The sequence below is a fragment of the Flavobacterium sp. genome, from assembly GCF_036741995.1.
Classification (GTDB): Bacteria; Bacteroidota; Bacteroidia; order Flavobacteriales; family Flavobacteriaceae; genus Flavobacterium.
The window spans coordinates 1-21730 of sequence record NZ_DAINRG010000042.1; the positions used below are offsets into that span (position 1 = coordinate 1).

The 21730-nt window shown below is 38.3% G+C and carries 19 protein-coding genes; 10 read left to right on the plus strand and 9 right to left on the minus strand.

What is annotated here, in order from left to right; translation table 11 throughout:
• Nucleotides 1-26: 26 nt before the first annotated feature.
• A complete protein-coding gene (locus V7D82_RS10740; RefSeq protein ID WP_333600975.1) occupies nucleotides 27-2090 on the minus strand; it encodes a S9 family peptidase in 2064 nt (687 codons plus the stop codon).
• Between the two features lie 131 nt (nucleotides 2091-2221).
• Between V7D82_RS10740 and V7D82_RS10745 the strand changes: the two genes are divergently transcribed.
• The gene (locus tag V7D82_RS10745; RefSeq protein ID WP_333600976.1) at nucleotides 2222-2857 is read left to right on the plus strand and encodes a class I SAM-dependent methyltransferase; all 636 of its coding nucleotides are present in this window, start codon (nucleotides 2222-2224) and stop codon (nucleotides 2855-2857) included.
• Nucleotides 2858-2860: 3 nt separating this feature from the next.
• Here the strand turns inward: V7D82_RS10745 and V7D82_RS10750 are convergent, their stop codons facing one another.
• Nucleotides 2861-3886: a threonine aldolase family protein gene (locus V7D82_RS10750; protein WP_333600977.1), complete on the minus strand. Its 1026-nt coding sequence runs from the start codon at nucleotides 3884-3886 to the stop codon at nucleotides 2861-2863.
• Nucleotides 3887-3932: 46 nt separating this feature from the next.
• Here V7D82_RS10750 and prfB point away from each other — a divergent pair.
• Both prfB and lpxD read left to right on the plus strand, forming a co-directional pair.
• A protein-coding gene (prfB, locus tag V7D82_RS10755; protein WP_333600978.1) for a peptide chain release factor 2 occupies nucleotides 3933-5028 on the plus strand; the annotation gives its coding sequence in 2 pieces (ribosomal slippage) (nucleotides 3933-3995 and nucleotides 3997-5028; 1095 coding nt in all).
• 71 nt (nucleotides 5029-5099) lie between these two features.
• Nucleotides 5100-6098, plus strand: coding sequence for a UDP-3-O-(3-hydroxymyristoyl)glucosamine N-acyltransferase (gene lpxD / locus V7D82_RS10760; RefSeq protein WP_333600979.1), 999 nt, complete (start codon nucleotides 5100-5102; stop codon nucleotides 6096-6098).
• Between the two features lie 168 nt (nucleotides 6099-6266).
• Here lpxD and V7D82_RS10765 read toward each other — a convergent pair whose 3' ends face one another.
• The 4 genes from V7D82_RS10765 to V7D82_RS10780 form a co-directional block, all read right to left on the minus strand.
• Nucleotides 6267-7034: a dienelactone hydrolase family protein gene (locus V7D82_RS10765; RefSeq protein WP_333600980.1), complete on the minus strand. Its 768-nt coding sequence runs from the start codon at nucleotides 7032-7034 to the stop codon at nucleotides 6267-6269.
• A 74-nt stretch (nucleotides 7035-7108) separates the two neighbouring features.
• Nucleotides 7109-8326, minus strand: a complete 1218-nt coding sequence (locus V7D82_RS10770; protein ID WP_333600981.1) for a porin — start codon at nucleotides 8324-8326, stop codon at nucleotides 7109-7111.
• Nucleotides 8327-8458: 132 nt separating this feature from the next.
• Nucleotides 8459-9778 carry an inorganic phosphate transporter gene (locus tag V7D82_RS10775; protein WP_333600982.1) on the minus strand — a complete coding sequence of 440 codons (1320 nt, stop codon included), beginning with the start codon at nucleotides 9776-9778 and terminating at the stop codon, nucleotides 8459-8461.
• Between the two features lie 21 nt (nucleotides 9779-9799).
• The gene (locus V7D82_RS10780; protein WP_333600983.1) at nucleotides 9800-10444 is read right to left on the minus strand and encodes a DUF47 domain-containing protein; all 645 of its coding nucleotides are present in this window, start codon (nucleotides 10442-10444) and stop codon (nucleotides 9800-9802) included.
• 194 nt (nucleotides 10445-10638) lie between these two features.
• On the opposite strand from V7D82_RS10780, the gene V7D82_RS10785 reads away from it, so the two are divergent.
• From V7D82_RS10785 to V7D82_RS10800, 4 genes are all read left to right on the plus strand, one after another.
• The gene (locus V7D82_RS10785) at nucleotides 10639-12267 is read left to right on the plus strand and encodes an acyl-CoA carboxylase subunit beta (RefSeq protein ID WP_333600993.1); all 1629 of its coding nucleotides are present in this window, start codon (nucleotides 10639-10641) and stop codon (nucleotides 12265-12267) included.
• On the plus strand, nucleotides 12264-12644 hold the full coding sequence (locus tag V7D82_RS10790) for a hypothetical protein (RefSeq protein WP_333600984.1): 381 nt from the start codon (nucleotides 12264-12266) through the stop codon (nucleotides 12642-12644). The genes V7D82_RS10785 and V7D82_RS10790 overlap by 4 nt, the downstream gene beginning before the upstream one ends.
• Before the next feature lies 1 nt (nucleotide 12645).
• Nucleotides 12646-14268, plus strand: a complete 1623-nt coding sequence (locus V7D82_RS10795; RefSeq protein ID WP_333600985.1) for a M1 family metallopeptidase — start codon at nucleotides 12646-12648, stop codon at nucleotides 14266-14268.
• Between the two features lie 80 nt (nucleotides 14269-14348).
• Nucleotides 14349-14774 carry a DoxX family protein gene (locus tag V7D82_RS10800; protein WP_333600986.1) on the plus strand — a complete coding sequence of 142 codons (426 nt, stop codon included), beginning with the start codon at nucleotides 14349-14351 and terminating at the stop codon, nucleotides 14772-14774.
• 64 nt (nucleotides 14775-14838) lie between these two features.
• Here V7D82_RS10800 and V7D82_RS10805 read toward each other — a convergent pair whose 3' ends face one another.
• Both V7D82_RS10805 and V7D82_RS10810 read right to left on the minus strand, forming a co-directional pair.
• On the minus strand, nucleotides 14839-15879 hold the full coding sequence (locus tag V7D82_RS10805) for an AMP-binding protein (protein WP_333600987.1): 1041 nt from the start codon (nucleotides 15877-15879) through the stop codon (nucleotides 14839-14841).
• Nucleotides 15872-16828, minus strand: coding sequence for a CPBP family intramembrane glutamic endopeptidase (locus V7D82_RS10810; RefSeq protein WP_333600988.1), 957 nt, complete (start codon nucleotides 16826-16828; stop codon nucleotides 15872-15874). The genes V7D82_RS10805 and V7D82_RS10810 overlap by 8 nt, the downstream gene beginning before the upstream one ends.
• 69 nt (nucleotides 16829-16897) lie before the next feature.
• Here V7D82_RS10810 and V7D82_RS10815 point away from each other — a divergent pair, with 69 nt between their 5' ends.
• Together V7D82_RS10815 and V7D82_RS10820 are read left to right on the plus strand one after the other, a co-directional pair.
• Nucleotides 16898-17239, plus strand: coding sequence for an arsenate reductase family protein (locus V7D82_RS10815; protein WP_333600989.1), 342 nt, complete (start codon nucleotides 16898-16900; stop codon nucleotides 17237-17239).
• A gap of 86 nt (nucleotides 17240-17325) precedes the next feature.
• Nucleotides 17326-19827 carry a TonB-dependent receptor domain-containing protein gene (locus V7D82_RS10820; protein ID WP_333600990.1) on the plus strand — a complete coding sequence of 834 codons (2502 nt, stop codon included), beginning with the start codon at nucleotides 17326-17328 and terminating at the stop codon, nucleotides 19825-19827.
• A 57-nt stretch (nucleotides 19828-19884) separates the two neighbouring features.
• Here the strand turns inward: V7D82_RS10820 and V7D82_RS10825 are convergent, their stop codons facing one another.
• The gene (locus tag V7D82_RS10825) at nucleotides 19885-20058 is read right to left on the minus strand and encodes a hypothetical protein (protein ID WP_333600991.1); all 174 of its coding nucleotides are present in this window, start codon (nucleotides 20056-20058) and stop codon (nucleotides 19885-19887) included.
• A 211-nt stretch (nucleotides 20059-20269) separates the two neighbouring features.
• Here V7D82_RS10825 and fumC point away from each other — a divergent pair, with 211 nt between their 5' ends.
• Entirely contained in the window at nucleotides 20270-21667 is a 1398-nt protein-coding gene (gene fumC / locus V7D82_RS10830) for a class II fumarate hydratase (protein ID WP_333600992.1), read from the plus strand.
• Nucleotides 21668-21730: the final 63 nt, after the last annotated feature.

The following is a 21730-nucleotide window of genomic DNA, read 5'->3' on the forward strand; positions in this document are numbered from 1 at the left end:
TTGCAAATTTAATAAAATATTTTTAACTATCTTTTTATTCCTTCTAAATCTAATAAAAAACTGTATTCTTTGGCTATTTCTTTAAGGGCTTCAAACCTTCCCGAGGCTCCTCCATGTCCAGCTTCCATGTTGGTATCCAAATATAATTGATTATCATTGGTTTTCAAAACCCGCAATTTTGCCACCCATTTAGCTGGTTCCCAGTACTGTACCTGAGAATCATGCAAACCGGTTGAAATATACAGGTTCGGATACTCTTGTGCCGTTACATTATCATAAGGCGAATAAGAAAGCATATAATTATAATATTTTTTCACGTTGGGATTACCCCATTCGTCATATTCTCCTGTCGTTAATGGTATCGTTTCGTCTAACATTGTTGTTACAACATCTACAAACGGTACCTGAGCGACTACCCCATGGTACAAATTTGGTGCCATATTTATAATCGCACCCATCAAAAGCCCACCAGCTGAACCTCCTTCAGCATATAAATGAGTAGCAGCAGTAAACTTTTCATCAATAACAAATTGGGAGCAATCGATGAAATCTGTAAACGTATTTTTCTTTTTCAATAATTTTCCGTCTTCATACCATTGTCTGCCCAAATCCTCTCCGCCCCGAATGTGCGCAATGGCATAAATAAAGCCTCTGTCTAACAATGACAAGCGAACCGATGAAAAATAACAATCCATAGTAACACCATACGAGCCGTATGCATATAGCAACAAAGGATTTTTTCCGTTTTTTTCCAACCCTTTTCGATATACCATCGAAATCGGGATTTTAGTCCCGTCTTTGGCTGTAGCCCAATGGCGCTCTTCCTGATAATTCTTTTTATCAAACTTTCCTCCAAGCACTTCTTGTTCTTTGAGTATCGTTTTTTCTTTGGTACGCATATTAAAATCAATGGCCGACGAAGGTGTGGCAAGGGATTGAAAACTATAACGAAGCATTTCGGTATCGAAATCGAGATTCGTTGTAGTATATGCGGTGTATGTTTCACTGTCAAACGGCAAATAGTACTCTCCTGTCCCACTCCACGGCATAATGCGAATGTTATTCAAACCATTGAAGCGTTCAGAAACGACTAAATACTCTTTGAAAATATCAATATCTTCCAATAATACTTCTTCTCTGTGGCCAATGACATCAACCCAATTTTCTTTTGAGGTAGCACTTTCCGGTGTTTTCATTAACTTAAAATTGGTGGCGTTATCTTTATTGGTCACTATATAAAAATGATCTCCAAAATGCGACATCGAATATTCCAAGCCTCGGGTTCTTTTCTGAAAAACTTTGAATTTAGCATCTGGTGTAACAGATAAAACCGTTTGGTATTCAGTGGTTAATGTACTGCTGGAGTTGATAATAATGTATTTTTTTGATTTCGATTTATAGACCGACACATCAAAAGTCTCATCCTTTTCAAAATAAACCAACTTGTCTTTATCCGAAGTGGTTCCGATTTTGTGCTTGTAAATTTTATCCGCACGCAAAGTTTGTTCGTCTTTACGCGAATAAAACAAAGTCTTATTATCACTGGCCCAAGTGGCTCCGCCAGTAGTGTTTTCAAGTTTTACAGGAAGTATTTCTCCCGTTATCAAGTTTTTTATTTGAATCGTATACTGTCTTCTGGAAACCGTATCTACGCCAAAACTTACCCAAATATTATCTTCGCTCACACTTAATCCTGCCAAATTAAAATAGGTAAATCCTTTGGCCATCGCATTGCAATCAAACAAGATTTCTTCCTTAGCATCCAATGAACCTTTTTTACGGGAATGGATGGGATAATCCTTGCCTTTTTCAAAGCGAGTGATATAATAATAGCCATTGTAGAAATAAGGAACTGATTCGTCATCTTCTTTAATGCGGGACTTCATTTCCTCAAACAAATCGGTTTGAAACTTCTTGGTATGCGCGGTAGCTTGTTGATAGTATTCATTTTCCTGATTGAGGTAGTCAATCACTTCCGGTTTTTCTCTTTGGTTTAACCAATAATAATTATCGGTACGAACATGACCGTGCTTTTCCAAAGTATGTGGAATTATTGTTGCTTTTGGCGGAAGTAGTAGTGTTTCTGGCATGAAAGGATAAATTGTCTAAGGCAAAAATAACCAATCTAAAGCCATGAGATTTTAGATGGCTAAGAAGTTATGCACTTAAAAATTAACAAGTTTATTTATAATTGCTATTTTAGCTTAACAACGCTATAGTTATGGACAAGTATTTGGCAACCTTTCAGTCTTGGGATAAACTGGCTTCACAGTATCAGGAGAAATTCATGGATTTGGATTTGTATGATGACACCTATGATTTATTTTGTCAATTAATTAAAAAACCAAATGCCACTATTTTTGAAATCGGTTGTGGCTCGGGAAACATCACTAAATACCTGCTGGCCAAAAGACCCGATTTTAATATTCTCGCTACTGATGTGGCGCCCAGCATGATTGTCTTGGCTCAGCAAAATAATCCAACGGCAAAGTTCATGGTGATGGATGCAAGGAAAATTGATGCCTTGAATTCCAAATTCAACGGTATTATGTGTGGTTTTTGCATGCCGTATTTGTCAAAAGAAGATTGCCTCAAACTGATAAAAGACAGCTCCGATTTATTGGAAGTAGATGGTGTATTCTATGGCAGTGCTATCGAAGGAAATTACGACTTATCCGATTATGAAACCAGCAGTGACGGGCAGGTGAAAATGTTTGTGTATTACCACCAAACCGATTATTTGCTGGAAAGTTTTAAAGAAAACAACATGGAAGTCATTGATTTAATCCGGAAAAAATATCAAAAGTCTGACGGAACAACATCCATTCATTTGATTATTATAGCTAAGAAAAAATAGTGCCTAAAAGCTAATTTTCTCCAAAGTCTCCATTACATAATCGTGCATCACCTGGCGATAATCCAAATGAGTTACCATTCGAAGCGCTCCTTTGCCCAATAAACTTATGGCGATTCCTTTTTGTTTCAGCTTGTCCATGACTTGTTTGTCATCGATTTGCGATTGCACCGAAAACACTATGATGTTGGTTTCTACAGGTTCTACTTTGGCAACCCAAGAAAGAGAGGCTAGTTTTTGACCCAATTCTTTAGCTCTTCGGTGGTCGTCTTCGAGCCTGTTAATATTATTGTGCAAAGCGTAAATTCCGGCTGCCGCCAAATAACCCGATTGGCGTAAGTTACCTCCAAATATTTTTCGAACGCGTAATGCTCGATGCATCGTTTCGCCATCAGAAACCAAAACCGAACCTATGGGCGCACCCAATCCTTTCGAAAAGCAAACCGAAATGGTATCAAATAATTCTCCAAATTGCTTTGGATGTTGCTTTTTGGCCACTATGGCATTCCACAAACGCGCGCCATCCAAATGGTATTTCAAATTGTTATCGGTACAAACTTGCTTTATCTTTTTTAATTCCTCTAAATCATAACAAGCACCACCGCCTTTATTCGTGGTATTTTCTATTCCCACCATTTTAGACAAAGGAGCATGATAAAACTCAGGATCATTAATTCCGGCTTTAACTTGGTCAGCGGTAATCATCCCGCGATTGCCATCCAATAAATTGAAATTCACACCACTGTTAAACGAAGCGCCACCGGCTTCATACAAGTGAATGTGCGACCATTTATCGCAAATAATCTGATCGCCCGGATTGGTATTCAACTTAATCGCCGTTTGATTGGCCATCGTTCCCGAAGGAAAAAACAACGCCGCTTCCTTACCAAACAAATCGGCTACCATTTTTTCAAAGGCATTTACTGTTGGATCCTGTTTGAAAACGTCATCGCCTACTTTGGCGTTGAACATGGCTTGCAACATTTCCGGACTTGGCTTGGTTACTGTATCACTGATTAAATTAATTTCCATATTCTGTAGAGATAGCTTACTTTTGCGATACAAAACTACATTATTTATGACAAATACCGAACAAATTAAAGGTATTGTAGAACGCCTTGGTGCGTTGAGGAGGTATCTTTGACATTGATGCCAAGCTTATAGAAATTACCAACGAAGAAGAAAAAACCTTCGCGCCCGATTTTTGGAATAACGCCAAAGAAGCCGAAGTTATTGTCAAAAACCTCCGTTCCAAAAAGAAATGGGTGGAAGATTTTGAAAAAGGCAATGCTATGGCCGAAGAACTTCAGATTATCTACGAATTTTTCAAAGATGGTGATGCCACAGAAGAAGAACTCGACTCTCAATACGAAATCACCAATGCCCATATCGAAAACCTGGAATTCCGAAACATGCTTTCGGATGAAGGCGACAGTTTGAGTGCCGTGTTGCAAATTACAGCCGGTGCCGGTGGTACCGAAAGTTGTGATTGGGCTTCCATGCTGATGCGTATGTATATGATGTGGGGCGAAAAAGAAGGCTATAAAATCAAAGAATTGAACTTTCAGGAAGGTGAGGTTGCTGGAATCAAAACGGTCACTTTAGAATTTGAAGGCGATTATTCCTTTGGGTATTTAAAAGGCGAAAACGGCGTGCATCGTTTGGTGCGCATCTCCCCTTTTGACAGTAATGCTAAGCGCCACACTTCTTTTGCTTCCGTATATGTGTATCCGTTGGTAGATGACAGTATCGAAATTGATATCAATCCGGCCGATATTGAAATTACTACTTCGCGCTCGAGCGGTGCCGGTGGACAGAACGTAAACAAGGTGGAAACCAAAGTACAGTTGGTTCACAAACCAACCGGAATCCAGATTCAATGTTCGGAAACGCGTTCGCAGCAGGACAACCGACAAAGAGCCATGCAAATGCTTCGGTCACAATTGTACGAAATTGAATTAAAAAAACAACAGGCACAACGCGCCGATATCGAAGCCGGGAAAATGAAAATCGAATGGGGTTCTCAAATTCGGAACTATGTGATGCAGCCTTATAAACTTGTGAAAGACGTGCGTACAGGCTTTGAAACCAGCGATGTGGATAGCGTCATGAATGGCAATATTGATGCTTTTTTGAAAGCCTACCTGATGATGATGGGACAAAGAGAAGAATAGTTTAACAATCGTTTTTAGGAAATTAGAATTCATTTCCCTTTATTTGAAACTTATTCCAAATCAAACCAACTATGAACTCATTCACCATTCAGGAAATTAACGACGTATTATGTGGCGAAATTGTAGGCTGTATTTCCAAAAAAATTACGGCTCCCGAACAATTAGAAACCGCAACCGAAACTGAAATTTCTTTTATTGGGAATAAAAAATATGAAAAATTTTGGGAAGGTTCTAAGGCTTGTGTAGCAGTTGTCAATCAAGACATTGCGATAGAGCCCGGAGAAAATCGCGCGTTTATCAAAGTGAAAAATGCCGATTTGGCGATGTCGCAGGTCTTAAATTTATTTGCTCCCAGCACTCCTGTTTTTAAAGTTGACATTCACCCAACAGCGGTAATTGATGATACTGTTTCCATTGGAAATGGCGTTAAAATTGGTGCTGGATGTTACATTGGTCCGAATGTGGTTCTGGCCGAAAACGTTACTATTTACCCTAATGTTACTATTCTTGACGAATGTTCTATTGGGAAAAACACTACCATTTGGTCTGGAACGGTAATCCGCGAACGTTGTCATGTGGGTGCCTATTGCATTTTGCATCCGAATTGTACTATCGGTGCGGATGGTTTTGGTTTCCGCCCTTGTCCGGAAAAAGGTTTAGTCAAAATTCCACAAATCGGAAATGTCATCATTGGAAATGGTGTCGAAATTGGGGCTAACTCTTGTGTTGACCGAGGTAAATTCAGCTCGACTATACTTGGTGATGGCTGTAAAATTGATAACTTAGTTCAAATCGGACATAATTCTAAGCTTGGAAAATTCTGTATTATGGCAGGAAATTCAGGTTTGGCTGGTTCAGTAACCTTAGGAAACGGAGTCATTATTGGTGGAAGCGCTTCTATAAAAGACCATACTACTATTGGCGATGGCGCTATAGTTGGCGCAGGTTCCGGAGTAGCCGGTGATATTGAAGCAGGAAAAACGGTATTAGGTTATCCGGCGATTGATGCTCGTGATGCCTTGAAACAATGGGCCATTTTAAAAAGATTAGTAAGAGATTCTAATAAATAGTTTTTTATTCCATAAAAGACACTATATTTGCACCGAGGATTCCGAAAGGAAGTTACACCTCACCGCAATAGTCGATCGCTCCAGATCGACTTTTGTATTTTATATACCTAAGCAAAAGCCCAAAGCAGTTAACTGTTTTGGGCTTTTGAATTAAAAAAGTATTGAAAATTATAAAACTTCTTTTAAGAAATTCAGCATGGCTTGCCAGGAGCGTTTGTCTGCCTTTTCGTTATAGGCTGCTCCTTTTGAATTATCCGTTCCGGCATTTTTATCGGTAAAGGAATGTACTGCATTGGCATAATATACAATTTGCCAATCGGCTTCCGCTTTGCGCATTTCATTTTGAAAAGCCTCAATTTCAGCTTGTGATTCATAAGGATCATCCGCACCGTGAAGTACTAATACTTTGGAAGTGATCTTAAGAATATCTCTGTTTTCATCTCTTCCCAAGCCGCCGTGAAACGATACAATTCCTTTTACTTTCATATTGGTTCTGGCTGCTTCAATAGCTCCGGTTCCACCAAAACAATAACCCAAGACAACAATGTCATCCGGATTAGCTCCTTGTTTTATTAATTCAGCTAACGCTAATTTAATTCGGGTTTGATATTCCTTAATGTTTTTTTTGTAATAGCCTGCTTTTGCTCCGGCTTCATTAAAATTGGTTGGACGCTGGTCTTTGCCATAAATATCGGCTACAAAAGTTGTATACCCCAAAGCAGCTAAGCGATTGGCCGTATCTTTAGCATGATCATCAATTCCCATCCAGGCTGGCAGAATTAATACACCTGCTTTGCTCTTCAAAGGTTTGACGGGTTTAACACTGATGCCTATTAGAGTTTGGCCACTGTCACTATATTCGACAGTTTTGGATTGTGAAAAAACAGCTCCGGCACTTTGTATCATTAGAACAAGCATTAGAAATTTGGTTTTCATAAGTAATAAAGTTTTAGCTTATAAATTTAAGAAATAGGATGCAAAACAATTGTTAATTGTGCCTTAAAAATAAATTAGATGCCAATTTCCACCTGAAAGCGAAGGTACCAGTTGTTTTTGGTTTCACCTGTATCGAAGGTTAACTTGTCAAAGGTCAATTCGCTTTGCAATTTAAAAGTATGTTCCCAAAGATATTTGGTCACTCCCAAACTGTATTCGTTTGTATCAGGAGTCAGTGCTTTGATATCGTCCCCGGCTTTTTGTGTAGAAAACCTTCCGATTACTTCATAATTAGATCGCAATAAATAACTTAACTGATAATCAAATCCGCTACCAACATAGGCATAATTAATTTCGGCAGCATTTACTGGATTGACAGTGATGGCAGTATCGGTAGTGGTTCTCGACATATAACTGGCCATGGCAGCCCAACCTCGGTACTTAAACATAGCATCCAATAATACCGATTTCATCGTTCTTGTTTCAAATAAATCAATGCCGGTTTCTCCCATAGCTCTTCTGGCATGGTTATTCTGTTGAAAGGCTCCGGAAAGCATCAGTTTTGGTTTTTTTTCCCGTTGAATATCCCCTTCAAAATACGTTCCGTCTTTGGTAAAAGCACCAAAAGGCAACACTTCAATTTTCCCGGTAACGGCCACACCATCATCTGCTTTACCGGTTTGATTTCTACCTTCACCACCGGACAAAGCCGCTTTGAAATTATACGAGAATTTATTCTCAAACTCATTAAAATTATGAATCTGGAAACCAAAATCTCGGTCAATGGTGAACTTGGTATTGTTGATAGAACGGTCTGTCAGTTGTAGTGCTCCGGAGGAATTTACGGTTTGTCTGTTGCCCGGCAGTTTGGTTTGTCCGAAACTCAGACTCCAATGTTTATTAGGTTTATAATACACAACCGCATCTCGAATTACATTTAGATTTTGACCATCTTTAGTTACGCCAACATCGCCGGGAGCAAATGATAATTGCAGGGCAAATTGAAATTTTGGATTCATTACAAAACCGTCAAAACGCAAACGCAAACGACGCACTTGCCCGTCATAGCCGCCATTTTCATCTTCATTCTTGATATAAGTAACCCTGTTTTGAATTCGGAAGCGAATGTTCAGTTGAAACAAACTATCCGGAGTTGTAATACCAATACCTTTTTTGAAACTATAATAAGGCAGTGTTGATAGTTTTATATCGTTACTCTTGGTGGTTTGAATAATCTGGGAATACAGAGAAACCGAGAATAGCAATAGTAATAGTTGCAGAGTTTTTTTCATATTGTAGTGTTGTATGAAGTAGTTGATGTTGTTTTAACAATAAATTGATGTTTAGCAAATGATTTTTTAACAAATAAAAATAGCTTATAAAAAAAGCCAACAGTACCGTTGGCTTTTCAATATGTAAAAAGTTTATAAAAATAATCTAAGGAAATAATAGACTAAGGCTGCCAAAACAGCTGATACCGGTATGGTCAAAATCCAAGCCCATAATAATTTAACTGTCACTCCCCAGCGCACAGCTGAAACCCTTTTGGTAACGCCTACTCCGATGATAGATCCTGTAATAGTATGCGTTGTTGATACGGGAATTTTAAAATGCTCTGTAGTAAACAAAGTCAAAGCTCCGGCTGATTCAGCAACTACGCCTTCAAAAGCGGTTACTTTTGTAATTTTAGACCCCATGGTTTTAACAATTTTCCAACCACCACTTAATGTTCCTAAAGCAATTACGGTATAACACGTCAGCGGAATCCAGCCCGGCATATTGGACTTAATTCCTTTATCTTCATCGGGCAAAATCACATTAAGATCCAGCCAGCCTGCCGACATGTCAAAATGAGGATGTGTTTTCAAAAACACCGCTACCGCAGCTGCAATGATACCCATTACTTTTTGTGAATCATTTCCACCGTGGCCTAAACTGAAAGCGGCTGAGGATAATAACTGCATTCGTTTCAAAACTTTCTCTGCTTTGGCTGTTGAAAAAGTACTGAAGAAAAGATTGAAAATAGCTAAACTGTAAAAGATAACCGCTACCAAAAACCATTTGATATTAGACGGCTCAAACAGTACACTCCATAAATGACTATCAAATCTTGGTTTTTTTATATCATCATAGCCTACCATTACAGAAGACATAAACCAGAAAACCAATCCCATTAATACTACGGTTAAGATTTTAGGATAGACATTCTTTTTGGAAGAATACATTAACCATAAAGAGATAAAATACGAGATAATCATTCCTAATAAAGGAGCGAAAACAATAAACAAAATGATGATAAAAACTCCGGAAGGCAATAACTCCCCTTCTTTGGCCGCTTTGTACCAGTTAACGATTTTAAAACCAAAATGCTCCGGATCGGTCACACCACGGAAACCGTGTGCAATAGCAGCTCCGGCAAAACCTCCGATAAGTGTGTGTGAGGATGATGATGGAATTCCTTTCCACCAAGTGAATAAATTCCAAATGATAGCTGCAATGATTCCGGCTAAAATAACCACCAAGTCAATACTCGCGGTATTGGCCGTTTTTGCCACCGTATCGGCAACTCCAAATCCAAAAACCCAATAGGCTAAGAAGTTAAAGAAAGCCGCCCAAAGCACCGCCTGAAATGGTGTTAGTACCTTAGTGGCAACAATAGTGGCAATGGAATTGGCCGCATCATGGAAACCGTTGATATAATCAAATATCAGGGCGAGTACTATAATTACAATTAGTAATGTCATAATTTCCTAATTGGTTATAATTTATGAGTGTTTAACAGAAATTTGTTCCATTACGTTAGAAACGCTTTTGCATTTATCCGAAGCCATTTCCAAGGCGGACAATACTTCTTTGTATTTGATAATGTTTTTAGCATCGGTTTCGTTTTCAAAGATATCGGCTACGGCTTTATCAAATACTGAATCCGCTTTGCTTTCCAGTTTGTTGATTTTTTTACAAGTATCTTTAATTGCTTTCGGATTCTTTAAATCTTTTAATTCTTTGATTCCAACTCCGATTAGCTGACAGGCTTCTAAGTTAATTTCCGTTAATTTTCGGATGGATTTAGTGATTTTTTCAATTTGGTACAAACGCATTCTACTAGCGGCACCGTGCATGTTATCAGCCACGTTATCAATCGCTTTGATTAACGAGTGAATGTCTTCACGGTCAAACGGCGTGATAAAATTGCGGCTTAATTCTAAGTGGGTTTTATGAGTAATCTCTTCTATAGTAGCTTCAAGTTCTTCTACTTTTCGGTAATATTCTTCTCTTTCAGATTTTGGAGCGTTTACCGCTTCGTGCAATGTTTCAGCTAATAGAATTAAATTAGCAGAGGCTTGTTCAAATAAAGGAAAGAATTTTTTATCCTTCGGAACTAAAAATTGGAAAATACTGTTTAAAGTCATTTTGTTTATTTTTTGATGCCGCAAAGGTATTTATCTTATGTTAACTCAATATTAACATATGAATTTAAAACCTTTGGAGAGTTTACAATTTCTTAACATTGATTCTTCCGAAAACAGTTTCAGATTCTTTGAAAACGTTTTCGTATTTTAGCACGCAATCCAAACAACACAAATATAACATACTATTTACAGCCATGGACATCAACTTCAATAAAAACGAAGATCATAACAAACTTTTATTAACCGAATTAAAGCAACACTTTGCCAAAGTAAAAGTAGGTGGCGGTACCAAACGCATCGAAAAACTCCACGCCGAAGGCAAAATGACCGCTCGCGAACGCATTGATTATTTATTAGATGCCAAAGCCAAAAGCATCGAAATTGGCGCCTTTGTTGGCGATGGTATGTATGCCGAACACGGTGGCTGTCCATCGGGTGGCGTTGTGGTGAAAATGGGATATATCAAAGGAAAACAATGCATCGTCGTAGCCAATGATGCTACCGTAAAAGCTGGTGCCTGGTTTCCAATCACAGCCAAAAAGAATCTTCGCGCTCAGGAAATCGCCATTGAAAACCGCTTACCTATTATATATCTTGTCGATTCTGCCGGAGTTTATTTACCAATGCAGGACGAGATTTTCCCCGATAAAGAACATTTTGGTCGTATCTTCAGAAACAACGCCGTCATGAGCAGTATGGGCATTACGCAAATTGCCGCCGTAATGGGCAGTTGTGTAGCGGGTGGCGCTTATCTTCCGATTATGAGTGACGAAGCGATGATAGTGGATAAAACCGGAAGTATTTTCCTGGCCGGAAGCTATTTGGTAAAAGCGGCCATTGGTGAAAACATTGATAATGAAACCCTGGGCGGAGCTACCACCCACTGCGAAATCTCAGGCGTTACGGATTATAAAGCCAAAGACGATAAAGACGCTTTAGATAGAATTAAAAGTATCGTCGGGAAAATTGGTGATTATGAGAAAGCCGGTTTCAACAGAGAAACTCCTCAAAAGCCAGCCGAGAAAGAAGAAGATATTTATGGTATTATTCCAAAATCAAGAAGCGACCAATACGACATGATGGAAATCATCAAACGCTTAGTCGATAATTCTGAAATGGACATGTACAAACCCGATTACGGAAAATCTATCATTACCTGCTACGCCCGCATTGACGGTTGGGCCGTGGGAATCGTGGCCAATCAACGTACCGTTTCCAAAACCAAGAAAGGGGAAATTCAGTTTGGCGGTGTGATTTATTCCGATTCTGCCGATAAAGCAACCCGTTTTATTGCCAATTGTAATCAAAAGAAAATTCCGTTAGTATTTATACAAGACGTTACCGGATTCATGGTAGGAAGTAAATCAGAACACGGTGGTATTATTAAAGACGGAGCCAAAATGGTGAATGCGGTTTCCAATTCGGTGGTGCCAAAATTTACCGTGATTGTTGGGAATTCCTATGGTGCCGGAAACTACGCCATGTGTGGCAAAGCCTATGATCCTCGATTAATCTTTGCCTGGCCAAGTGCGGAACTCGCTGTGATGGGTGGCACGCAAGCCGCCAAAGTATTGGCACAAATAGAAGCTGCCTCGTTAAAATCTAAAGGTGAAGTGGTAGATGAAAAAACCGAACTGGAATTATTCGACAAAATCAAAGCCCGTTACGACGCTCAGGTTTCTCCATACTATGCCGCAGCCCGATTATGGACTGATGCCATCATCGACCCGTTAGAAACCCGAACATGGTTGTCTATGGGAATTGAAGCGGCGAACCACGCTCCTATCGAAAAGAAATTTAATTTGGGGGTGATTCAGGTATGATGAACAGTAATAATGTCTTAAGGCAAGTTACCGATATTCAGATGCAATGCGAGAGAATCATTGCTTCCAAAGATGTGCTTGGTCAGTATCAGGATTTGGAAAAATATTCAAAAGAAATCAATAATTATTTACTGCTGCATGTAACAGATGAATTCATTGTCAGTCATATTCGTAGCATTCCAAAATTAAATCCAAATAAAACAACAGAAGAATCTATCATGATTAAATTCTTGTTGTTAGTTGCATTGCTGTTAACTGCCGGGGCTTTGAGCTCTCATATTCATTCCAGACAAAAAAGCGAGGAATTGAAAAGTCAAATCCACGAAATGAAAAACAAATATGCATCGCTTGAATTTTTATTAAAAAATTATTTCTGATATGAACAAAATCCTACTGCTTTGTTTCATCCTATTGGGTTCGAGCTCCATCCTCTCTGCCCAAGAAACCTTTACCCGAAAAGATTCGTTGCAAGGCGGATTGCGTCCTGAACGCACCAGTTTTGATGTATTGCGTTATGATTTGAATATTAAAATTAATCCTGAAGAAAGATCAATTGTAGGATATAACGACATCCGATTCAAGGTTATTGAAAACACAAAAGCAATACAATTGGATTTGTTTAAAAATATGAAAATTGACAGTATTGTTTATAACAAAAAAAAGGTCGTAAGTGTATTAGAATATAACGCCGTTTTTATTTATTTCCAAAAACCGTTACAAAAGGATATGCCTGAGCAAACAATTAGAGTTTATTATTCAGGAAATCCCATCATTGCCAAAAATGCACCATGGGACGGTGGTTTTGTATTTACCAAAGACCCACAGGGAAAACCTTGGATTAGTGTGGCCTGTCAAGGTACCGGAGCCAGTTTGTGGTATCCGGTAAAAGATTCCCAAAGCGATGAACCTGATTATGGCGCCACCATTAAAGTAGCAGTTCCTAATGATGTAATGGCTGTTGCCAATGGCAGGCTAACCGGTAGTGAGGATTTAAAAAATGGCTATACCCGTTGGGATTGGGAAGTAAAAAATCCAATCAACAATTATGACATTAATGTTACTATTGCCGACTTTGCGCACATTCATGACAACTACAAAGGCTTGGATTTAGATTACTATGTGTTACGCGAAAATGAAGCAAAAGCGCGAGCTCAATTTGAAGAAGTAAAACCCATGCTGGATTGTTTTCAAAGCAAATTCGGAAACTATCCTTTCCCTGAAGATGGCTATAAGCTGGTGGAAACTCCCTTTTTAGGGATGGAACATCAAAGCGCTGTGTCGTATGGCAATCATTATATGAAAGGTTATCTCGGCAAGGATTTATCCGGTACGGGCATCGGGAAATTGTTTGATTATGTTATCATTCATGAAAGCGGTCACGAATGGTTTGGCAACAGCATTACATCAAAAGATATCGCCGATATGTGGATACACGAAGGATTTACAATGTACAGCGAAGTGGTTTATGCCGAATGCCAATATGGATACGACAAAGCACAAACCTATATCAACGGAATGAAACGCAATGTCTATAACGACAAACCTATCATTGCCCCTTATGGCGTTAACAAAGAAGGTTCGACGGATATGTACTATAAAGGTGCTTTAATGCTCAATACAATTCGGCACATCATCAACGATGAAGCCAAATGGTGGAAAATCATTTTAAAATATTCTGAAACTTATCGCCATCAAATCATAGACACCGAAACGGTTGTCCAATTTTTCAATACCGAAACCGGTATGGATTTAACTTCGGTTTTCAATCAGTACCTGAGATATACAGCCATTCCAAAATTAGAATATCGAATCACCAAAAAGAAATTGGAATACCGATGGATTGCCCAAGCCGACCATTTCAACATGCCTGTTGATATCAAAATCAAAGGTGAGAAAATCAGACTACAACCTACCACCGATTGGAAAACATCTAAATTTAAAATCAAAAACATTACTGAAGTCGAAGTTTTGACTACTGATTTCTTTATTAATGTTGATTAAACAGTGAATATATTTTGTTAAAACAAATTCATACTTAATTAAAAATTAGTAACTTAGACTAAATTTTAAACTTTATTAGTATGGATACTTCAGTAAAAGGTTTGAACAAATGGGCAAATGCTCACACAAATTATTGGTTAGACGGGCTTCGTATTGCTCTTGGCGTTTTCTTCATTTACAAAGGCGCGCATTTTATTACCAACAATCGAGATTTTGAAGATTTAATTTCGCCCGTCAGTAACTTTATGGGAGGAATGCTAACGTTTCATTACATAGCAGCGGCACACATCATGGGAGGCATTATGATTATTTTCGGACTGCTGACCCGTTGGGCTATTATTGCTCAACTTCCTATTTTATTGGGTGCCATCCTGATTAATTTCTTTGGCGAAATGCATGTAGGAAATTTAGTTTTAGCGACTGTAATATTTGGAATCAGTTTATTTTATTCCTTCTACGGTGGTGGAAAACATTCAGCCGATTACTATTTCAAAATGGAAAAATAAAGTTGCATGATCCCAAACGCAACAAAAAAAACGCACTAAGGTTTATATTTTAGTGCGTTTTTGATTAGGTTAAACTTTCTTTCCTCAAAATCTTTCCGGTGGTAGTTTCTTTGAATTTCGGAACAAAGAGTATCTCTTTTGGTTTTTCGTATTTGTCTAAGTCTTCATAAAGAGTATCCTCAAAACTTTGCTTATTGCCTTCAATAACTAAGATTACCTTTTCGCCTAATTCGGCATCCGGTTTGGAAGCAATAAAAAAGCGTTGTTGTATTTTATTGGCCAACTTATGCTCTATCTGTTCCGGAATTAATTTGATACCACCACTATTGATGACATTATCCATCCTTCCCAGGAATATAAACTGATTTTCATTAACCAATTCTACTATATCATTAGTCACAATCACATCATCAGAAATTCTTGGCGCATGGATCACCAAACAGTTACGGTCATCATACGAAATGGTGACATCGGGTAAAACCGTAAAGGCTTTCTCTCCCAGTTTTCTGGCGGCAATATGGGTGATGGTTTCGGTCATACCATAAGTTTCATAGACTTGAGTGGGCAGTTTTAGTAATTGTTTTTCCAATGCTTTACTGACAGCAGCACCACCCACAATCATTTTCTTTACTTTTTTTAATTCGGGTAATGAATTCTGCGCTTGCAAAGGCACCATAGCTACAAAATCAAACTCAAGTTCATTACTCCGTAACGGATGCGAACTTGGTGCTACAAACTCTAAATCAAAACCCAGAATCATGGCGCGAACCAGCATCATTTTTCCCGCTACGTATTTCACAGGCAAACAATGAAGTGCTTTATTCCCCGGTTGTAAATCAAAGAAATCGCCGGTAGCCAAAGCGGAATGCACCATAGCTTGTTTGCTGACAGTTATCGTTTTGGGGGCTCCGGTGGTTCCCGATGTTTGCATTTCGATAAAATCTTTACTATCAAACCAGTCCAAAAGAAAATCGCCAACGGGTTTTTCAAATTCTTCGCCTTCTTTAATAAAGCTGTATGCCACACGACACAAATCTTCTCTATTGAGATGAAAGCCATTCAATTTGAACTGATTGTGTACGTTTTCGTAAGTTGGACTATTCATGATTTTCAACGTTTTGAGTGGATTCGATTGGATGAATTACAATGGTTCCGGTTAGTTTTTCTTTCCAATTGGCCCAGTTGTATTTTTTACTAAAGATAAATAATAGTATTGGAAAAATAATAAGAACCGGTGCCAAAATTTCAAAACCAACCGATGGTGTTGAGTTGTCTTTAAAAATAGAATTCGTTTGAAAAGCCGACCAATCGGAAGTAATTAACAACGCTCCTACCAAGTTATTAGCGGCGTGAAAACCAAGTGACAACTCCATTCCTTCATCCATAAGTGTGATGATTCCGAGAAAAAAACCAGTACCTATGTAATAGACTAAAATGATATATCCCATTTTTTCCACTTCGGGATTAGCAATGTGCATGGTTCCGAAAATAAGAGAAGTCATTACTAAAGGAAACCAACGATTCTTCGCTAAAAGCGCAAAGCCCTGCATCAAATACCCTCTGAAAACATATTCCTCGGTACTGGTTTGAATGGGAATCATCAAAATGCCAATTATCGCTAAAATCAGAAAAGGTATTGGTTTAAAATTATAAATGAAATCCTGTGGGCTCTGATAATACATGACTAAAGTAGAACCTGCCGTAAATATTCCCCATAAGGAAAAAGAGAAAAAGATCCTGCCCCAATCGACTTTTGCTCTCGAGGTGGTTAGAGATAGGAATGTTTGTTTGTGAAAATATTTTACGACCAAAATTATAGCGGCAAAACCAAATACAAAGGATAATAAAATAAAAAACAACGTAAGGTTTGGTGACAAAAAAGTCATTACCTCACTATCTTTAGTTGGAAATGTCTTTCCTGTTGTGAATGACTTAAAGGCGATTGCGATTAATAATGGCACTTGGCCAATTGTGGAAGCTAAAATAATTAAGGCAGAACCTATTAGGTATTTCCAAAATTTATTTTCGGGCAAGAACCCATTTTCTATGAACATAAGGATGCAATTTTGTTTTGTCTAAATTAACTTTTTTCTATTAATATCAATTACTTTGCAGAAAAAAAGATGTTGCAAGTCCTTCATAATCCAAGATGCGGAAAGTCGAGAAACTGTTTGGCTTTCCTAAACGATTCCGATAAGGAATTTGAAATTATCAACTACTTAGAAAACCCACTTTCGGTAGCAGAATTAAAAGTCCTGATTAAAAAACTCAATATCAAACCGATAGCATTGGTTAGGCAAAAAGAAGCCGTTTGGATTGAAAACTATAAAGGGAAAACGTTATCCGATGAAGCAGTTATAACTGCATTAGCCAAACATCCCATTCTTATGGAAAGACCTATTGTCATTGATGGTGATAAGGCAATTATTGGCAGAGAAATTGACAAATTAGAAGGTTTCATTTAACCTGAACATTCGTTATTTAACAAAGATTTGTGAAATCGGGCTTAAACCAAAACGTATTTTTGCAGTTCTAAGCTAGAAAAATACAGATGAAAAAGTTTCAGATTCTCTCTTTCCTATTGTTATTATGCAGTGCATTCACAGCCTTTTCGCAACAAAAACAAGAACGCCCCAAAATTACCATTACCGGGAAAGTAATCGAAAAAACCAGCCAGCTTCCTTTGGAGTATGCTACGATTACTTTAAAAAACAGCAAAAACCCAAAACTTATTTTTGGTGGCATTACCGATAATAAAGGAGATTACTCTGTTGAAATCACACCCGGCACCTACGATATAACGTTAGAATTTATTTCGTTTAAACCTACTGTTATCAAACAAAAACAATTGACTGAAACTAGTAGTTTGGGAACAATTGGTTTAGAAGAAGACGCTACACAATTAAATGAAGTGGTGGTTCGTGCCGAAAAAACTACCGTAGAAATTAAACTCGATAAAAAAGTATACAACGTAGGCCAAGACATGATTGTAAAAGGCGGAACTGCCAGTGATGTGTTGGATAATGTCCCTTCGGTAACGGTTGATCCTGATGGTAATGTAGCATTACGCGGTAATGACAACGTAAAAATTCTTATCGACGGAAGACCATCGAATGCCATTAATATTGCCGACGCCCTGAAAACCATTTCGGCAGATGCTTTAGACAAAATTGAAGTAATCACCAATCCATCAGCTCGTTATGATGCGGAAGGCGGCGGCGGAATCATTAACATTGTATTGAAAAAAGGAAAAAATCAAGGAATCAACGGAACTATAATTGGAACGGTCGGTAATCCCAGAAATTACGGATTGGTATCCAATATCAATTTCAAAAGCGAAAACTTTAATCTGTTTTCTTCCATAGGATATAATGACAGTAAATCGCCGGGGAAATCGTTGACAGATACTGATTATCTGAATCCGGACGGGACGATTCAAAAAACCATTAACGAAAGAAGTACCAGAGAAAGAGGCCGAAAAGGATTCAACTACACCGTTGGTTTGGATTGGTATTTAGACAAAACTTGGACTTGGACCAACTCTTTCAACTATAGAAAAAATGACGGTTCCAATCCCGATAATGTGTTTTTGTATAATTATGAACCTAATAACACTTATGTTCGCAACCGTTACAACGACCAATTCACCAACACCAGAGACTTGGAATACGCTTTCAATTTTACCAAGAAATTCAAAAAAGAAGGGCACAAATTAACCTTTGACGGGTCGTTTTCGAATGATTTAGACAATGATGCTTCTATGATAACCGATTTTGTTCTTGGAGAAGAAAATTTGGCAACCAAAGAATCAACCATAAATTATCAAACCCAAAAAAGAAATTTATTCCAATCAGATTATGTGTTACCATTAGGCAAAAACAGTCAGTTTGAAGCCGGTTACAAAGGGGATTTCAACGAATTAGTTACGGATTACCGAGTGGGAGATGTTGATAATAATGGGAATTATACGCCAAACTTAAACTATACCAACAAGCTCGATTACAAAGAAAGAATCAATGCCTTGTATACTCAGTTTGGTTCCAAAATCAATAAGTTTTCCTATTTGCTCGGTTTGCGATATGAGGATTCCAATATTGATATCAATCTGTTGACCACCAATGATTTTAATAATAAAAAATACCATAACTTTTTCCCGAGCGCTTTCTTGACTTACCAATTGAAAGAGCAAAGCACCATTTCGTTAAATTACAGCCGAAGAATCTCCAGACCGCGTTCCAGATTCATCAACCCGTTTTCGAATTATTCAAGCAACGTGAATATCTTTCAGGGAAATCCGGACATTAATCCGTCCTTAACCGATGCTTTTGATATCGGGTATATGAACAAATGGAACAAAGTTACGTTCAGTACTTCGATGTATTACAATACGACAAAAGACGTTTTCCAATTCATCAAAAGACCAAACGGAGAATACGTTACGACTATAGTTGACGGGGAAACGGTTGTGACTCCGGTTATTCTATCCACACCAATCAACTTGGCCAAAGAACAGCGCTTCGGATTTGAATTCAATGTGAATTATACGCCATACAAATGGTGGAAACTGAATGGAAATTTCAACTTCTTCCAAAGTAAAACCACCGGAAATTATTCTTATACCATAGAAAATACAGGCGAAGTTGTCCATGAAGATTTTAATAAAACTGCCGCCAGTTGGTTCACCCGAGTATCTTCCAAAATAACACTGCCTTATAAAATTGATTGGCAAACCAATGCCACTTACAACGCGCCACAAAACAATGCACAAGGGAGAAGTTTGGGAACTTATGGTGTGAATTTGGCCTTTAGTAAAGATGTATTAAAAGACAAAGCCACCGTTGCTCTAAATGTAAATGATTTGTTTAATTCCAGAAAAAGAATCAGCGAAACCAGCTTGGAAACACTGAATTCATACAGTGAACAACAATGGAGACAACGTCAAATCAATCTTTCTTTCACCTACCGATTCAACAATGTAAAAACGGATAAGGACAAAGACAAAAAACCAAAAGGAAACCAAGACAACAATGATAACGGCGATTTCCCAGGCTAATCAACATAAAAAAAGTCCCGCTATTGCGGGACTTTTTTGTAAACAAATAGTTTAAAACTATGCTGTTTGCTCGGCTTCTCTTTTAGCTTTTCTTTCTTGTAATAATTCTTTAGTACCGCCATAAATCCAATAAGGAACGATGAAAGTGATTAAGAACATCATCAACCAAAAACCAATGGTTAAAATGGTTAAGAACGCTAAGAAACCTAAATACTGTGAAAATTCAAACATGTTTTCCGGAATTTTTTGAATTATACGCAAATGTAAGCGGAATATTTAAGCTATCCAAAAAACAAAATCAATTTTTATTAAATAGTTTTTATCACTAATTTTGCAATGCTTTTTAGGAGCTGTTTCCCGCTTTCCGCGCTACATGGTAGCCAGCTAGAATCGGGGCTAAATTCAAAACCATAAACAACAAACCATAAACAAATAATACACAATGGAATACAGAATAGAAAAAGATACCATGGGCGAAGTAAAAGTGCCTGCCGATAAGTACTGGGGAGCCCAAACGGAGCGTTCGAGAAATAATTTTAAAATCGGTCCTTCGGCATCCATGCCCAAAGAAATCGTAGAAGGATTTGCTTACCTAAAAAAAGCCGCCGCATACGCTAATTGTGATTTAGGCGTTCTTTCCACCGAAAAACGTGATGCTATTGCAGCCGTTTGCGATGAAATCCTTGCCGGGAAATTAGTGGATGAGTTTCCATTGGTCATTTGGCAAACCGGTTCGGGTACCCAAAGCAACATGAACGTAAACGAAGTAATTGCCAATCGGGCTCAGGTACTTGCCGGGTTTAAAATTGGCGAAGGCGAAGCTGTAGTAAAAGCCAATGATGATGTTAACAAATCACAATCGTCTAATGATACGTTCCCAACAGGAATGCACATTGCCTGTTACAAAGCCGCTGTAGAAATTACTATTCCCGGAGTGGAAAAACTTCGTGATACTTTAGCAGCAAAATCAAAAGAGTACATGACCGTAGTTAAAATAGGAAGAACCCATTTGATGGATGCTACTCCTTTAACCTTAGGACAAGAACTTTCAGGTTATGTGGCTCAATTGAATTACGGCATTAAAGCGTTGAAAAACACCTTAGCCCATCTTTCAGAAGTTGCGCTTGGTGGTACAGCTGTCGGAACTGGCTTAAACACTCCGGCGGGTTATGATGTAAAAGTGGCTGAATATATTGCTAAGTTTACCGGACATCCTTTTGTAACGGCTCCTAACAAATTTGAAGCTTTAGCTTCGCACGATGCTATAGTAGAAAGTCATGGCGCTTTGAAACAATTAGCCGTTTCTTTAAATAAAATTGCCAACGATATCCGTATGTTAGCTTCAGGACCACGTTCCGGAATCGGCGAAATCTTAATTCCTGAAAACGAACCGGGTTCTTCTATCATGCCGGGTAAAGTTAACCCAACACAATGCGAAGCCTTAACGATGGTTTGTGCTCAGGTTATGGGTAATGATGTGGCTATCGCTGTTGGCGGCATGCAGGGTCATTATGAATTGAATGTTTTCAAACCGGTTATGGCGGCTAACTTTTTACAATCGGCCAGATTAATTGGAGATGCTTGTATTTCATTTGACGAACACTGTGCTCAAGGCATTGAACCAAATCACAAGCGTATTAAAGAATTAGTGGATAATTCGCTGATGCTGGTTACCGCTTTAAATACTAAAATCGGGTACTATAAAGCCGCTGAAATTGCGCAAACCGCTCACAAAAATGGAACTACTCTGAAAGAAGAAGCCGTTCGTTTGGGCTACGTTACTGCTGAAGACTTTGATGCTTGGGTAAAACCAGAAGAAATGGTCGGAAGTTTGAAATAATAGAATAACTAAAAAACCCACTCAATTGAGTGGGTTTTTAGATCTGTCAAAATCAAACAAAAC

Excerpts from the sequence above, each read along its gene's own strand:
- V7D82_RS10740 (WP_333600975.1), bottom strand. The coding sequence starts at position 2,090 with ATGCCAGAAACACTACTACTTCCGCCAAAAGCAACAATAATTCCACAT.
- V7D82_RS10745 (WP_333600976.1), top strand. The coding sequence starts at position 2,222 with ATGGACAAGTATTTGGCAACCTTTCAGTCTTGGGATAAACTGGCTTCA.
- V7D82_RS10750 (WP_333600977.1), bottom strand. The coding sequence starts at position 3,886 with ATGGAAATTAATTTAATCAGTGATACAGTAACCAAGCCAAGTCCGGAA.
- lpxD (WP_333600979.1), top strand. The coding sequence starts at position 5,100 with ATGAACTCATTCACCATTCAGGAAATTAACGACGTATTATGTGGCGAA.
- V7D82_RS10765 (WP_333600980.1), bottom strand. The coding sequence starts at position 7,034 with ATGAAAACCAAATTTCTAATGCTTGTTCTAATGATACAAAGTGCCGGA.
- V7D82_RS10770 (WP_333600981.1), bottom strand. The coding sequence starts at position 8,326 with ATGAAAAAAACTCTGCAACTATTACTATTGCTATTCTCGGTTTCTCTG.
- V7D82_RS10775 (WP_333600982.1), bottom strand. The coding sequence starts at position 9,778 with ATGACATTACTAATTGTAATTATAGTACTCGCCCTGATATTTGATTAT.
- V7D82_RS10780 (WP_333600983.1), bottom strand. The coding sequence starts at position 10,444 with ATGACTTTAAACAGTATTTTCCAATTTTTAGTTCCGAAGGATAAAAAA.
- V7D82_RS10785 (WP_333600993.1), top strand. The coding sequence starts at position 10,639 with ATGGACATCAACTTCAATAAAAACGAAGATCATAACAAACTTTTATTA.
- V7D82_RS10790 (WP_333600984.1), top strand. The coding sequence starts at position 12,264 with ATGATGAACAGTAATAATGTCTTAAGGCAAGTTACCGATATTCAGATG.
- V7D82_RS10795 (WP_333600985.1), top strand. The coding sequence starts at position 12,646 with ATGAACAAAATCCTACTGCTTTGTTTCATCCTATTGGGTTCGAGCTCC.
- V7D82_RS10800 (WP_333600986.1), top strand. The coding sequence starts at position 14,349 with ATGGATACTTCAGTAAAAGGTTTGAACAAATGGGCAAATGCTCACACA.
- V7D82_RS10805 (WP_333600987.1), bottom strand. The coding sequence starts at position 15,879 with ATGAATAGTCCAACTTACGAAAACGTACACAATCAGTTCAAATTGAAT.
- V7D82_RS10810 (WP_333600988.1), bottom strand. The coding sequence starts at position 16,828 with ATGTTCATAGAAAATGGGTTCTTGCCCGAAAATAAATTTTGGAAATAC.
- V7D82_RS10815 (WP_333600989.1), top strand. The coding sequence starts at position 16,898 with ATGTTGCAAGTCCTTCATAATCCAAGATGCGGAAAGTCGAGAAACTGT.
- V7D82_RS10820 (WP_333600990.1), top strand. The coding sequence starts at position 17,326 with ATGAAAAAGTTTCAGATTCTCTCTTTCCTATTGTTATTATGCAGTGCA.
- V7D82_RS10825 (WP_333600991.1), bottom strand. The coding sequence starts at position 20,058 with ATGTTTGAATTTTCACAGTATTTAGGTTTCTTAGCGTTCTTAACCATT.
- fumC (WP_333600992.1), top strand. The coding sequence starts at position 20,270 with ATGGAATACAGAATAGAAAAAGATACCATGGGCGAAGTAAAAGTGCCT.